The following is a 14479-nucleotide window of genomic DNA, read 5'->3' as shown; positions in this document are numbered from 1 at the left end:
CCACCAGTATTGATGCGCCTCAACAGCCCCGCTCGTCACAGCCGCTCAAGCTGGGCCGGGTGGACGAGTCACCCCGGCGCGGCCCTGACGCGGACGCCCCGCGAGCCCGGCCTACTCGCCCTCGTGCCGCGGCGCGCACCCGAGCACATGCGCCTTGACGATCTCGGCGATCCGCGGGTCCTGGCGCTGGAACGCGGCGACCAGCTCCTCGTGCTCCTCCGCGTACGACTGCTGCACGGTCCCCAGCCACCGGATGGACAGGGCCGTGAACACCTCGATGCCGAGGCCCTCCCAGGTGTGCAGCAGCACGGAGTTGCCCGCCGCGCGGACCAGTTCGCGGTGGAAGGCGACGGTGTGCCGCACCTGGGCCGTGCCGTCGGACTTGCGGTCCGCCTCGTAGAGGGCGCTGACATGGGGTTCGAGGGCTGAGCAGTCCTCGGCGAGGCGGTCGGCCGCCAGCTCGGCGGCGATGGCCTCAAGACCGGCCCGGACCGGGTAGCTCTCCTCCAGGTCGGCCGCGGTCAGGTTCCGCACCCGTACGCCCTTGTTCGGCGCGGACTCGATCAGCCGCAGCGACTCCAGCTCACGCAGGGCCTCGCGCACCGGCGTCTGGCTGACCTCCAGCTCGGTGGCGATCCGCCGCTCCACGATCCGCTCGCCCGGCTGCCAGCGACCGCTGATGATCCCCTCCAGGATGTGCTCGCGGATCTGTTCGCGCAGCGAGTGGATGACGGGGGCGGTCATGAGGGCTCCTTAGGGCGGGGCCCACAAGGCCCCGGGGGCGTTTTGACGTTTAGACAATACGGCCGGGACGCCACGCGGGAAGGGCGCACGGGGGCGCTTTTGCGCAGGTGAGACGAGACTTACACACCGACATGGCAGTGCCCCCGCCCGGAAGCATCCGGACGGGGGCAGCAACAGCCGTACCCAGAGGGTGTTACAGGCCGAGCTCGACCTCGAACTCGCCCGCCTCCAGGATCGCCTTGACCGCCGTCAGGTAACGGGCCGCGTCGGCGCCGTCCACCAGGCGGTGGTCGTAGGAGAGGGTCAGGTACGTCATGTCGCGGACGCCGATGACCGTGCCCTCCTCGGTCTCGATGACCGCCGGGCGCTTGACCGTGGCACCGATGCCGAGGATCGCGACCTGGCCCGGCGGCACGATGATCGTGTCGAAGAGCGCACCGCGCGAACCGGTGTTGGAGATGGTGAAGGTCGCGCCGGACAGCTCGTCGGGCGTGATCTTGTTGGCGCGGACCTTGCCGGCCAGCTCCGCCGTGGCCTTCGCGATGCCGGCGATGTTCAGGTCGCCCGCGTGCTTGATGACCGGGGTCATCAGGCCCTTCTCGGAGTCCACCGCGATACCGATGTTCTCGGTGTCGAAGTAGGTGATCGTGCCCTCGGCCTCGTTGATCTTGGCGTTGATGGGCGCGTGCGCCTTCAGCGCCTGGGCCGCGGCCTTGACGAAGAACGGCATCGGGGAGAGCTTGACGCCCTCACGGGCCGCGAACGCGTCCTTGGCCCGGGCGCGCAGCTTCATCAGACGCGTGACGTCGACCTCGACGACCGACGACAGCTGCGCCTGCTCGTGCAGTGCCTTGACCATGTTGTCGCCGATGACCTTGCGGATGCGCGGCATCTTGACGGTCTGGCCACGGAGGGGGGAGGCCTCCAGGGACGGCGCCTTCTTGGCGGCGGGGGCCGGAGCGGCAGCGGCCGGCGCCGGAGCGGCAGCGGCGGCCTTCGCGGCCTCGGCGGCGGCGATGACGTCCTGCTTGCGGATACGGCCGCCGACGCCGGTGCCCTTGACGCTGGCCAGGTCGACGCCGTTCTCGGCGGCGAGCTTGCGCACCAGCGGGGTGACGTAGGCGCCCTCGTCGGTCGGCTGGGCGGCGGCCGGAGCGGCCGGAGCCGGGGTGACCGGGGCAGGCGCGGGAGCCGGAGCCGCGGGGGCGGCCGGGGCCGGGGCGGCGGCGGCCGGGGCGGGCGCGGCCGGAGCGGCGGGGGCAGCCGGAGCCGCGGGCGCGGCCGGGGCGGCCGGAGCCGGGGCAGCGGCGGCGGGGGCCGGAGCCGCCGGGGCCGGGGCGGCCGCCGGAGCGGCACCCGCGGCGCCGATGACGGCCAGCTTGGCGCCGACCTCGGCCGTCTCGTCCTCGCCGACCACGATCTCCAGCAGCGTGCCGGAGGTGGGGGCCGGGATCTCGGTGTCGACCTTGTCCGTCGACACCTCCAGCAGCGGCTCGTCGGCCTCGACGCTGTCACCGACCGACTTCAGCCAGCGGGTGACGGTGCCCTCGGTGACGGACTCGCCGAGCGCGGGCAGGACGACGTCCGTGCCCTCGGCGGAGCCGGCGCCGGCGGCGGCCTCGGCGGTGGGAGCCGGCGCCGGGGCGGCCTGCTCGGTGGAGGGGGCGGCGGCCTGCGGGGCCGGCTCCGGCTCGGCGGCCGGGGCGGGCTCGGCGGCGGGGGCCGGGGCAGCGGCGGGCGCGCCGGAGCCGTCGTCGATCAGGGCCAGCTCGGCGCCGACCTCGACCGTCTCGTCCTCGGCGACCTTGATGGAGGCCAGGACACCGGCGGCGGGCGAGGGGATCTCGGTGTCGACCTTGTCGGTGGAGACCTCGAGCAGCGGCTCGTCGGCCTCGACGCGCTCACCCTCGGCCTTCAGCCAGCGGGTGACAGTGCCCTCGGTGACGCTCTCGCCGAGCGCCGGAAGGGTTACGGAAACCGCCATGGTTTCGGTTGCTCCTAACGAATTGCGGAAGTCTGTGTCGTCGCTTCGTCGACCGAGGGTCAGTCGTGCGAGTGCAGCGGCTTGCCGGCCAGGGCCAGGTGGGCCTCGCCGAGCGCCTCGTTCTGCGTCGGGTGGGCGTGGATGAGCTGGGCGACCTCGGCCGGCAGCGCCTCCCAGTTGTAGATCAGCTGGGCCTCGCCGACCTGCTCGCCCATGCGGTCGCCGACCATGTGGACGCCGACCACGGCGCCGTCCTTGACCTGGACGAGCTTGATCTCGCCCGCGGTGTTCAGGATCTTGCTCTTGCCGTTGCCCGCCAGGTTGTACTTCAGAGCGACGACCTTGTCCGCACCGTAGATCTCCTTGGCCTTGGCCTCGGTGATGCCGACGGAGGCGACCTCCGGGTGGCAGTAGGTCACGCGGGGGACACCGTCGTAGTCGATCGGGACGGTCTTCAGGCCGGCCAGACGCTCCGCAACCAGGATGCCCTCGGCGAAGCCGACGTGCGCGAGCTGGAGCGTGGGCACCAGGTCACCGACGGCGGAGATGGTCGGGACGTTGGTGCGCATGTACTCGTCGACGAGGACGTAGCCGCGGTCCATGGCGACGCCCTGCTCCTCGTAGCCGAGGCCGGCGGAGACCGGGCCGCGGCCGACGGCGACCAGCAGGACCTCGGCCTCGAACTCCTTGCCGTCGGCGAGGGTGACCTTGACGCCGTCGGCGGTGTACTCGGCCTTCTGGAAGAAGGTGCCCAGGTTGAACTTGATGCCGCGCTTGCGGAACGCGCGCTCAAGAAGCTTGGAGGAGTTCTCGTCCTCGACCGGGACGAGGTGCTTCAGGCCCTCGATGACGGTGACGTCGGAGCCGAAGGACTTCCACGCCGAGGCGAACTCGACGCCGATGACGCCGCCGCCCAGGATGATCGCGGACTTGGGCACGCGGTCCAGGACGAGGGCGTGGTCGGAGGAGATGATCCGGTTGCCGTCGATCTCCAGGCCCGGCAGCGACTTCGGCACGGAGCCGGTCGCCAGCAGGACGTGGCGGCCCTGGACGCGCTGTCCGCCCACGTCGACGGAGGTCGGGGAGGACAGGCGGCCCTCACCCTCGATGTACGTCACCTTGCGGGAGGCGACGAGACCCTGGAGGCCCTTGTACAGGCCGGCGATCACGCCGTCCTTGTACTTGTGCACACCGGCGATGTCGATGCCCTCGAAGGTGGCCTTCACGCCGAACTGCTCGCTCTCGCGGGCCTGGTCGGCGATCTCGCCCGCGTGCAGCAGGGCCTTGGTGGGGATGCATCCCCGGTGCAGGCAGGTGCCGCCGACCTTGTCCTTCTCGATCAGGGCGACGTCCAGGCCCAGCTGCGCCCCGCGCAGGGCCGCGGCGTAACCACCGCTACCACCGCCGAGGATCACTAGGTCGAAAACGGTGCTGGCGTCGTTCGCCACGTCACGTCCTCCATGCATGTGCGCCGTACGCCGGTCAGCGTTGACCGGGCGGCGGCTGGTGTCCGGCCGCTCTTTCTTCGGCCCTGTGGTGGGGGCCCTGTCCTGCCGAGCCCCATCTTCGCACTTGTCCACACCGAACGAGACGCCGGGCCGGTGTGTGAGACGTCCCACGTTCAGCCGAGCGGGCATGGAAGAGGGGGCTCCGCCCTACCCGCGCGCGGAGCCCCCTCACCGTGATCTACGTCAGCCGAGGTCCCCGGCCGCGGTCAGCTCGGCCAGCCTGACCAGCGTGCGCACGGCGGAACCCGTACCGCCCTTGGGCGTGTACCCGAAGGGCCCGCCCTCGTTGAACGCGGGACCCGCGATGTCCAGGTGCGCCCAGGTGATCCCCTCGCCCACGAACTCCTGGAGGAAGAGACCGGCGACCAGGCCGCCGCCCATCCGCTCACCCATGTTGGCGATGTCGGCGGTGGACGAGTCCATGCCCTTGCGCAGGTGCTCGGGCAGCGGCATCGGCCACGACGGCTCGCCGACCTCCTCGGCCGCCTCCACGACCGCGGAGCGGAACGCGTCGTCGTTGGCCATCACGCCGAACGTGCGGCTGCCGAGCGCCAGCACCATCGCGCCGGTCAGCGTCGCCACGTCGACGATCGCGTCCGGCTTCTCCTGGGAGGCCGCCCACAGCGCGTCCGCCAGCACCAGCCGGCCCTCCGCGTCGGTGTTGAGCACCTCCACGGTCTTGCCGCTGTACATGCGCAGCACGTCCCCGGGGCGGGTGGCGGTTCCCGAGGGCATGTTCTCGGCCAGCGCCAGCCAGCCGGTGATGTTCACCCGCAGCCCGAGCCGTGCGGCGGCGACCACGCTGGCGAACACGGCGGCCGCACCGCTCATGTCGCACTTCATCGTCTCGTTGTGCCCGGCGGGCTTCAGCGAGATGCCGCCCGAGTCGTAGGTGATGCCCTTGCCGACGAGGGCGAGGTGCTTGTCCGCCTTGGAGTGCGTGTACGACAGCTTCACCAGCCGCGGGCCGGACGCGGAGCCCGAGCCGACGCCCAGGATGCCGCCGTAGCCGCCCTTGACCAGCGCCTTCTCGTCGAGCACCTGCACCTTGATGCCGTGCTCCTTGCCCGCCGCCGTCGCGATCGCGGCGAACGCCTCGGGGTTGAGGTCGTTGGGCGGGGTGTTGATCAGGTCACGGGCGCGGTTGAGCTCCTCGGTGACGGCGGTGGCGCGCTCGAGCGCGGCCTTGTGCTCCTTGTCGCGGGGCTTGGCGCCGAGCAGCGCGGCCTCGGCGAGGGGGGCCTTGCCGTTCTTCCTGCCGCCCTGGGCGGCCTTGCCGTTGTCCTTGTACGCGTCGAAGGAGTACGCCCCGAGGAGCACGCCCTCGGCGACGGCGCCGAGGTCACCGGCGTCCCTCAGCGGCAGCGCGAACGCGGCCTTCTTGGTGCCGGCGAGGGCACGGGCGGCGACGCCGGCGGCCTTGCGCAGCGCCTCGCCGTCGTAGTCGGCGTCCTTTTCGGGCTCGGCGCCCAGCCCCACCGCCACCACGAGCGGGGCCTTGAAGCCGGCGGGTGCGGGGAGCTTCGTCACCTCGCCCTCGGCGCCGGAGGCACCGAGGGTCTCCAGGACGCCGGCGAGCCTGCCGTCGTAGGCCTTGTCCACGGCTTCGGCGCCGGGTGCGACGACCAGTCCGCCGGACTTGGACACGGCGCCCTTGGCGACACCGATCACGATCGCGTCGGCTCGCAGGCCGGGCGCCGCGGCGGTGCTGAGAGTGAGAGCAGTCACGGTGGTGAAATCTCGCTTCCGATGTGAAGTTGCGATGGCCGAAAAGTGTGGGTCGACCGGGCCCGACGGCCGACCCTAGTTCCGACCTGCGGGTGCGGTGGCAGCGGGGCCTTCCCCGGTACGGCGAACACTCGGGACGAGCCTACGCTCGCGTGAGCGTTCGCTCATTCTTTCGGGCGTTCACCTGACGGTGGCGTCGCGGTCATTTCTTGATCCTCGCCGCCGGTGAGCTGAGTCACACTCGTCTGGTTCCGGTGAGCCACTCGCTTGCCGCTTTGCATGATTTCCACGGATCCTCCGCCGATTCACCGCAAGCGGCCACAAGGGGATCTTCTGGGGGGAAGGGACCACCAATGGCGCACACCGCGCGCAGCTGGAGAAACCACAGAAACGCCGCCGCCGTTCTGGCGGCCACCGGTCTGCTGACACTGGGCCTGTCGGTGCCCGGCGCCGCGGCCGCCGGGGAACCGCGCATCGATCTCAGGGTGCTGGTCGTGGACAACGGCGACAGCCCCGTCAAGGCCATCACCGCTCAGCTCAAGAGCACCGGCATCCCGTACACCACTGTCGACCTGAACGACGCGAACCGTCCGACCATCACGGACGCGTTCCTCAGCGACACCGTCAACGGCACGCCCCGCGCCAAGTTCCAGGGCGTCGTCCTGCCCAACGAGGCTCCCTTCGGGGCGGGTTCGGCCGAGCAGACCGCGCTGGAGGGCTACGAGCGGACCTACGGGATCCCGCAGGTCGACGCCTACACCTGGGCCCACCCGGGCGTCGGCCTCGACTACACCAGCCAGGGCGGCTGGGCCGGCAGCCTCGACGGGCGTGAGGCGTCCGTCACGACCGAGGGCAGGGCGGGGTATTTCGGCTATATCGACGGCGCCTTCACCTTCGAGGACAACGACCCGGCCGTACAGGAGAGTTACGGCTATGTCGCCCGGCCCCGAACCGGCTTCACCAGCTACGTCGACCTTCCCGTGCCGGCCGGCTCCGGGCGCGGCAGCCTGGTCGGCGAATACAGCCACGACGGCCGCCGCGAGCTGGTCGTGACCTTCGCCTACAACGAGTACCAGCAGCAGTTCCGGCTGCTGGCGCGCGGCATCGTCGAATGGCTGACTCAGGGCGTGCACCTGGGTCAGGCGCGCAACTATTTTGCGGTGCATGTCGACGACGTCTTCGCGCCCGACAGCCGCTGGGACACCGAGCGCAACTGCACGCCCGGTGACTTCGACTGCGTGGGCGGTGACGGCGAGGGGACCACGCCGATCCGGATGACCGCGGACGACGCGGTGTTCGCCGCTCAGTGGCAGCGGGAGCGCGCCTTCAAGCTGGACATGGTCTACAACGCCGGCTCCGGCGAGGAGTGGAAGGCCGAGAACGGCGGCACCGACGCGCTCGCCGACCGGCTCCTCGCGGACAAGGCGCAGTACCGCTGGGTCAACCACACCTACACGCACCCCTTCCTCGGCTGTGTGCAGGACACCTCCACCGTCCCGTGGAGCTGTGCGAAGAACGCCGACGGCTCCACGCGGTACATGAGCCGTTCGGACATCTCCGCGGAGATCAGGAACAACTACAACTGGGGCCTCGGCAAGGGGCTCCCGCTCGACCGCACCGAACTCGTGACCGGCGAGCACTCGGGCCTGAGGACCCTGCCGCAGCAGCCCGACGACAACCCGAACCTGGCCGGCGCGCTCTCCGACAACGGCGTCAGGTGGATCGCCTCCGACAACTCCCGTGAGCCCGCCCAGCGTTCGGTCGGCGCCGCGCTCACCGTGCCCCGGTACCCGATGAACGTGTACTACAACACGGGCACCGACGAGGAGATGGCCGACGAGTACAACTGGATCTACACCTCCGCGGCCGACGGCGGCAGCGGCGTCTGCGAGACCAACCCCGCCTCCACCTGCCTGGACGAGCCGCTGGACACCGCCACCGGCTACGCGCAGTACATCGTCCCGCAGGAGGCCCGTATCGCCCTCGGGCACGTGATCGGCAACGACCCGCGCCCGCACTACGCCCACCAGTCCAACCTGGCCGAGGACCGGACGCTGTACCCGGTCCTGGACAAGGTGCTCGCCGACTACGGCGCGCTGTTCGCCGACAACACCCCGGTGCAGAACCTCGCCCAGAGCGCCATCGGCACCGAACTCCAGCGCCGCGCCGCCTGGCAGACCGCGCTCGCGAACGGCTCCGTCACGGCGTACCGCATCGGCAAAGCCGTCACCGTCAAAGCCCCGTCCGGGACCCAGATCCCGGTGACCGCACCGGAGGGCACCACAAAGCGACTCCTGCTCGGAACCTCCGCGTTCGGGACGCCGTACGCGGGAAGACGCTCCGCCTGGACCAAGCCGGAGCTTCTGCAAAGCGCCGTCACGTTGAACCTGCCGTAGGGGCAGCGCCCCCGCAGGGGCGTGGGGAACTGCGCGACCAGCCACGACGAACCCGCAGCCGGGGTCGGGGCCGCAGTTCCCCTCACAGAATCCGCAACAGGGGGGAGCGGCGCAGCCATGCGCACTGGCCGTCATGTCACCATGCTCACCGAAGGAACGTATCCGCATGTCCACGGCGGGGTCAGCACCTGGTGCGACCAGCTCGTCAAGGGCATGCCGGAGGTCGACTTCCACATCGTGTCCCTCACCGGGACCGGCCGGGAACCCGTCACCTGGGAGCTGCCGCCCAATGTCCGCCGGCACACCTCCGTACCCACGTGGGGCCCGCGTCCGGGGCGCAAACGAGCGCCGCACGGCCGGGCCCGTCGCCGTTTCACCGACTCCTATGAGCGTTTCCTGCTCTCCTTCCTCGACCCCGAGGCGCCCTGCGACTTCGGCGAGGCCTTGGACGAGCTGGCCGGGGTCGCCCGCGACGGACGGCTGTCGGCGGCGCTGCGCAGCGAGGCGGCGCTGCGGTCCCTGATGTGGATCTGGACGATGCCGCACCTGCCGACCGCGGCCGCCCGCCCCACCGTCCACGACGCCCTGACCGCCACCGACCTGCTGGAACACGCGCTGCGCCCGCTCGGCGTCCGCGTCCCCGAGGACTCGGTCGCGCACGCCGTCAGCAGCGGCCTCGCGACCCTGCCGGCCCTGGCCGCCCGCAGGCTGGACGGCGTGCCCTTTCTCCTCACCGAGCACGGCATCTATCTGCGCGAGCGCTACCTCGGCTACCGCAGCGACGCCCAGCGCTGGCCGGTGAAGGCGTTCATGCTCGGCTTCTACCGCGAGCTGAACTCGCACGGGTACCGCACGGCCGACCTGATCACCCCCTGCAACCAGTACAACCGGCGCTGGGAGGAGCGCGGCGGCGCCGACGCCGACAAGATCCGCACCGTCTACAACGGCGTCGACCCGCACGCCTTCCCGCACGCCGGCCCCGAGCCCGAGGTCCCCACCCTCACCTGGTGCGGCCGGGTCGACCCCATCAAGGACCTGGAGACGCTGCTGCGGGCCTACGCCATGGTCCGCGCCGAACTCCCCGAGACCCGGCTGCGGTTGTTCGGCCCGGTCCCGGCCGGCGGCGAGGCCTACCGCACCAAGCTGGAGAAGCTCGCCGCCGAACTCGGCGTGGCGGACGGCCTGACCTTCGAGGGCCGCATCACCGAGGTCTGGCGCGCCTACGCGGCCGGGCACGTCGTGATGCTGTCGTCCATCTCCGAGGGCTTCCCGTTCTCCATCATCGAGGCCATGTCCTGCGGCCGTACGACCGTCTCGACCGACGTCGGGGGAGTGCGTGAGGCCGTCGGCGACACCGGCCTCGTCGTCCCGCCGCGCGAGCCGGAGAAGATGGCCGCCGCCGCCCTGACCCTGCTCCGTGACGACGAACGACGCCTGAAACTGGGTGAGTTGTCCCGTCAGCGCGTGATCGACCGCTTTACACTGCGCCGCTCCGTGGACAATTTCCGGACGATTTACCAGGAGCTCGCGGGCAGCTCCGAGGTGTACGAGCCCACGCTGGAGACGGTCGCCGACTGGACCGTCGAACTGCGCGACCCCTGGTACGAGAAGGTCGCGACGGACGGAACCGGCTGGTGAGCGGAAGCATCTGGATGCCGCCCGGATCCCGCCCCGACACCCTGCCCGCCATCCCGCGCCAGCGCACCACACCCAGCTGGGCGCAGCCCGACCCCCTCGACGAACTCGCCCTGCGCCTCGACGACTTCATAGCCGCGGCCGTCCACCCGGACGAGATAGCCGCGCTGCTGGAGTCCGACGGCCTGTCCGACGACCAGATACGCGAACGCTACGGCGTCAAGAACTCCTTCGCCCTCGCCGAGGAGCTCTACGAGCGCGTAGGCCGCCGCTATCCCGAGCCGGAGGGGCCGCTCCAGGACCCCTGGCGGACCGGCCTGCTGGGCTGTCTGCTGCGCGGCGTGGTCTTCGCGCTCCCGGGCTTCGGCTACGTCCTCGGCGCCCCGCTGCTCGCCGGCCCGCACGACGACTACGGCCTCCCGGCGGGCACGGTCCCGCTGCTGGCCGGAGCCCTGGTCGGCTGGACCTGGAACCAGGGCCTCGCGCATCGGGCGTACTCCTGGCTGGGGTTGGGCGACCGATCGGCCGCCCGCCGCTCCCTGCTCCTGGGCGCACCGGTCGGCGCGTTGCTCGGCGCCCTGGTCGCGCTGGCCGTGGCGGGCTCGGCCCACCCCGTCGCCGTGGCCTTCGCGGCCGGACAGTCCGTCTACCTGGGCGCGGCCACCGTCCTGCTGGTGATGGGCCGTGAACGCGCGCTGCTCCTCGCCCTGTTGCCCATGGCGGCGGCCGCCGTCGTGGCCCTCGTCCACTCCATGCCGGACGCGGCGAGGGCCGCCTTGCTGCTGGGCTCCCTGGTGGCGGTGGCGGTCCTGGGGCTACGGGAGGTCGCCTTCGCCGGAAACGCACCCAAGGGGCACGGGCCGACCTCCGGCCCCCGACTCCTCGCCTCCCTCCCCTACGCCCTGTTCGGCCTGGCCACCGGCGTCCTGGTCCTGTACGCGGCCCTCGGGGACGCCCTCGCCGACGACACCACCGGCGTGGTCGCGGCCCCGGCCGCAGTCGCCCTCACCCTCAGCATGGGCCCCGCCGAATGGCTGCTGCACCGCTTCCGCAGCGGCAGCCTCGCGGGCCTGCGCTCCAGTCACACCCCGAGGGCGTTCCGGCGGACGACGGTGCTCACCGCCGTGCGGTGCCTGGCCGCCTATCTGGCCGCGCTGCTCGCGCTCAGCCTCGCCACCTCGGCCCTGTGGCCGGACGCCCCCGGCATCGCCGGGGTCCGGCTCGCCGGCCTCCTCCTGCTCGGCGTGGTGCTGTGGACGGGGCTGCTGCTCCAGTCCTTCGGCGCGGTGTCCGGCGCGGCGGCGGTCTGCGGTGCGGCGGCCCTCGCCCAGACGCTCGCCCTGCTGACGCACGCGGCCGGCCCGCACTGGGTCGCCCTGGCCGTCCACGGGACGGCGGCGGCGGCCCAGGCCGTCCTGGTCTGCGGCCTGCTCGGGAGAGTGACGGCCCACCGATGACCGACCTGCTGATCCCCTACTACGAGCACCCGTCCGCCCGCCCCGCCGAGTGGGACGCGATCGTCGCGGCCGCGCCCCGCCTCTACGGCGTCGTCCTCAACCCGGCCAGCGGCGCCGGCGAAACCCCCGACCCGGCCTTCGCGACGGTCGCCGCCCGGCTGCGGGACGCGGGCGTGCGCGTGCTCGGCTACGCCGACACCGGCTACGGCCGCCGGCCCCACGCCGACGTCGTACGCGACATCGCCCGTCACCGCGCCTGGTACCGCGCCGACGGAATCTTCCTCGACCAAGTCGCGGCGGGCCGCGAGGAGTTCGCGTACTACCAGCGGCTCGCGACGGCGGCCTGGGGCGCCGGCTGCGGCACCGTCGCCCTGAACCACGGCACGGCACCGCACCCGTCGTACGCCAGGATCGCGGACCTGCTGGTCACCTTCGAGGGCCCTTGGGAGTCGTACCTGGGTCTCGGCCCGCAGGAGTGGCGCGGCGGCGGGGGAGTGCGGCTGTGCCACCTGGTGTACGGCGTCCCGCCCGACGTCGATCTGACGGACCGGGCCCGCGCCCGCGGCGCCTCGGTGCACTGCGCGGTGCCGGGCACGGGTGGCCACCCCTGGGGCACGCTGCCCCACGCGCTGGCGCCCGCCCGGTGAGAGGCCGCGGCCTCAGCCCAGGGACAGCACGACCAGCGCGGTGGTCGCCGCCGTCTCCGCGAGCCCGCCGAAGACATCGCCGGTGACCCCGCCGAAGCGGCGGACACAGTGCCGCAGGAGCAGCTCGGCCACGGCCGGCGCGGCGAGGACCGCGAGGGCGGTGCGGACGACGTCGTCCGTCCCGAGCAGCGCCCCCGCCGCTGCGGCGACGCCGGTCACGGCCAGGGCTGCGGCCACCGCGCCCCGTACCGGGACGACCCCGGCGACCGCGGCTCCCAGCCCCTCCGGGCGAGCCGCCGGTACGCCGGTCCGGGCGGCGAGGGTGAGGGCGAGGCGGGCGGCGACGGCCGCGACGACGGTGGCGAGGGCGCCCCGGGCCCACGAGTCGTCGTACAGCCGTGACAACGCGGCCACCTGAGCCAGCAGCACGAACAGGAGTGCGATCACCCCGAACGGCCCGATGTCCGACTGCTTCATGATCCGCAGCGCGTCCTCGGCGGGCTTGCCGCTGCCCAGCCCGTCGGCGGTGTCGGCGAGCCCGTCGAGATGCAGCCCCCGGGTGAGCGCGGCGGGGACGGCGGCCGCCGCGACGGCGGCGAGCAGGGAGCCGGAGCCGAGGAGGAGCAGCAGCAGGGCGGCGAGGGCGGCACCGCAGCCCAGCACCACCCCGACCAGCGGGGCGCAGAGCATTCCGCCGCGCGCCGCCTCCCGGTCCCAGCGGCTCACCTTGACGGGCAGCACGCTCAGGGTGCCGAAGGCGAAACGGAGGCCGTGCAGCGGCGGGCGGGTCATGGACACGACCGCAGACTAGCCGGGACCTCCGCGGACCGGCCCGGACGCCCTCCTCGCCAGGCAGCCCACCCGGGTCGGGAAGACACTGAGAGCATGGGTGACTGGTGGACGCGCAACATCATCGAACCGGGCAAACTCCCCCTGCTCCTTGCCCTGACCGCCTTCGTGGTCACCTTCGTGGTCACCCGCGTCATCACCCGCATGATCCGCGCGGGCAAAGGGCCCTTCCGCAACATCGAGACCGGCGCCGTCCACGTCCATCACGTCGTCCCGGGAATCCTCCTGACCGTCATCGGCGGCTTCTGCGCGGTCGCCGGCGGACAGCGCGGCTTCGGCTCGGCGACCGCCGCCGTGATCTTCGGGATCGGCGCGGGCCTGGTCATGGACGAGTTCGCGCTGATCCTGCACCTCGACGACGTGTACTGGTCCGAGGCCGGCCGCAAGAGCGTCGAGATGGTCGTGCTCACCGCCGCGCTGGTCGGCCTGCTCCTCCTCGGCTTCGCGCCCTTCGGGGTCAACGACCTCAGTGACGACGAGATGCAGAGCCGCGGAACCGTGCTCACCACGATCGGCGGGAACTTCCTGCTCGCCCTGATCGCCCTGTTCAAGGGCAAGGCGCGGGTCGCGCTCTTCGGGGTGATCATCCCCTTCGTGGCCCTGTTCGGCGCCATCCGCCTGGCCCGCCCCACCTCTCCCTGGGCGAAACGGTTCTACCGCCGGCGCCCGCGTGCCCGCGCCAAGGCCCAGCTGCGCGCCTACCACCACGACCGGCGCTGGCTGGGCCCCAGCCGCAAATTTCAGGACTGGATCGGCGGCACGCCCGACGTGGACCCGGCCCGGGCCCTGGAACGCCGCTGACGCACCGCCGCGACCGCGCACAGCACGAGGACCGCCGCGATCGCCGCGAGGTGTTCCCGGCCCGCGAGGTTGTCCTCCAGCACGACCTCGACGATCATCGCCGCGATCACCCCTGCGGCCGTGGCGTACGCCCCGTAGCGCCACCCCAGGAACACGGCGAGGCCCACCACGGCGGCCGACGGTCCCGTGTCCACGACCCGCGCGTCCGAGGCGGGCAGCCCGAACGGGGTGTCCGGGCCGAGCGCGATGCCCACGCGGGCGTACAGGGTTCCGGTGAGGGTGGCGACGTAGGCGACGACGAGGGTCCGCCACCAGCCCAGACAGACCTCGGCGATCCCGAACACGATCAGAATCTGTGCGAGCGCACCCCACACCGGCAGATCGAGGGCGGGCACGAACAGCGACAGCGGCGTGCGCAGAAGGGCCGGCCACAAGGGGTCCTCGGCCCGTACGGCCCCGAGGTTCTGGACCGGCCGGTATCCCCAGGGCTGGTTCTGCACGACCTGGATGAGCCCGGTCAGACAGACGGCCCCGAGGGTCAGCGGCAGGGCCCTCCACCGCCGCGCCACCAGGGGGCCCCGCACGGCGAGATACAACGCCCCCCACTCCGCCCGGGCCCAGCGGCCGAGGGTGCTCATCATGAGGGCCGATCATATGGGCATGATCGTTAAGAATGCCCCTTTTGTGGCGACGGGCGGGAGCGGGGCCGGCGGGGCCGGCGGGGGTGGGG

Annotated in this window: 11 protein-coding genes; 5 read left to right on the top strand and 6 right to left on the bottom strand. The window is 72.3% G+C overall.

Translation table 11 applies throughout. The features are described 5' to 3' along the window. Positions 1-111: 111 nt before the first annotated feature. From ACIRD7_RS23080 to ACIRD7_RS23065, 4 genes are all read right to left on the bottom strand, one after another. Entirely contained in the window at positions 112-744 is a 633-nt protein-coding gene (locus ACIRD7_RS23080) for a GntR family transcriptional regulator (protein WP_403456124.1), read from the bottom strand. A gap of 193 nt (positions 745-937) precedes the next feature. Continuing rightward, the gene (gene sucB, locus ACIRD7_RS23075; RefSeq protein ID WP_403456122.1) at positions 938-2728 is read right to left on the bottom strand and encodes a 2-oxoglutarate dehydrogenase, E2 component, dihydrolipoamide succinyltransferase; all 1791 of its coding nucleotides are present in this window, start codon (positions 2726-2728) and stop codon (positions 938-940) included. Positions 2729-2787: 59 nt separating this feature from the next. Further along, positions 2788-4176, bottom strand: coding sequence for a dihydrolipoyl dehydrogenase (lpdA, locus tag ACIRD7_RS23070; RefSeq protein WP_403456120.1), 1389 nt, complete (start codon positions 4174-4176; stop codon positions 2788-2790). A gap of 243 nt (positions 4177-4419) precedes the next feature. After that, on the bottom strand, positions 4420-5964 hold the full coding sequence (locus ACIRD7_RS23065; RefSeq protein WP_403456118.1) for a leucyl aminopeptidase: 1545 nt from the start codon (positions 5962-5964) through the stop codon (positions 4420-4422). A gap of 353 nt (positions 5965-6317) precedes the next feature. Between ACIRD7_RS23065 and ACIRD7_RS23060 the strand changes: the two genes are divergently transcribed. The 4 genes from ACIRD7_RS23060 (at position 6318) to ACIRD7_RS23045 (ending at position 12099) form a co-directional block, all read left to right on the top strand. Continuing rightward, a complete protein-coding gene (locus tag ACIRD7_RS23060; protein ID WP_403456116.1) occupies positions 6318-8360 on the top strand; it encodes a hypothetical protein in 2043 nt (680 codons plus the stop codon). 117 nt (positions 8361-8477) lie between these two features. Then, complete coding sequence (pelF, locus tag ACIRD7_RS23055) at positions 8478-9998, top strand: GT4 family glycosyltransferase PelF (protein ID WP_403456113.1); 1521 nt, start codon at positions 8478-8480, stop codon at positions 9996-9998. Beyond that, entirely contained in the window at positions 9995-11452 is a 1458-nt protein-coding gene (locus tag ACIRD7_RS23050) for a hypothetical protein (RefSeq protein WP_403456111.1), read from the top strand. The genes pelF and ACIRD7_RS23050 overlap by 4 nt, the downstream gene beginning before the upstream one ends. Beyond that, the gene (locus ACIRD7_RS23045) at positions 11449-12099 is read left to right on the top strand and encodes a spherulation-specific family 4 protein (protein ID WP_403456108.1); all 651 of its coding nucleotides are present in this window, start codon (positions 11449-11451) and stop codon (positions 12097-12099) included. The genes ACIRD7_RS23050 and ACIRD7_RS23045 overlap by 4 nt, the downstream gene beginning before the upstream one ends. Before the next feature lie 12 nt (positions 12100-12111). Here ACIRD7_RS23045 and ACIRD7_RS23040 read toward each other — a convergent pair whose 3' ends face one another. Next, on the bottom strand, positions 12112-12891 hold the full coding sequence (locus ACIRD7_RS23040) for an adenosylcobinamide-GDP ribazoletransferase (protein ID WP_403456412.1): 780 nt from the start codon (positions 12889-12891) through the stop codon (positions 12112-12114). A 93-nt stretch (positions 12892-12984) separates the two neighbouring features. On the opposite strand from ACIRD7_RS23040, the gene ACIRD7_RS23035 reads away from it, so the two are divergent. Beyond that, complete coding sequence (locus tag ACIRD7_RS23035) at positions 12985-13749, top strand: hypothetical protein (protein ID WP_403456106.1); 765 nt, start codon at positions 12985-12987, stop codon at positions 13747-13749. On the opposite strand, the gene ACIRD7_RS23030 is transcribed toward ACIRD7_RS23035, so the two are convergent. Beyond that, positions 13689-14387: a hypothetical protein gene (locus tag ACIRD7_RS23030; RefSeq protein ID WP_403456411.1), complete on the bottom strand. Its 699-nt coding sequence runs from the start codon at positions 14385-14387 to the stop codon at positions 13689-13691. The two genes, ACIRD7_RS23035 and ACIRD7_RS23030, sit on opposite strands and share 61 nt — an antisense overlap. Positions 14388-14479: the final 92 nt, after the last annotated feature.

Origin of the sequence: Streptomyces sp. NPDC093568 (assembly GCF_044764945.1) — a bacterium.
Classification (GTDB): domain Bacteria; phylum Actinomycetota; class Actinomycetes; order Streptomycetales; family Streptomycetaceae; genus Streptomyces.
The sequence above is the reverse complement of the archived record's forward strand: the minus strand, read 5'-3'. Positions and strand labels throughout refer to the sequence as shown.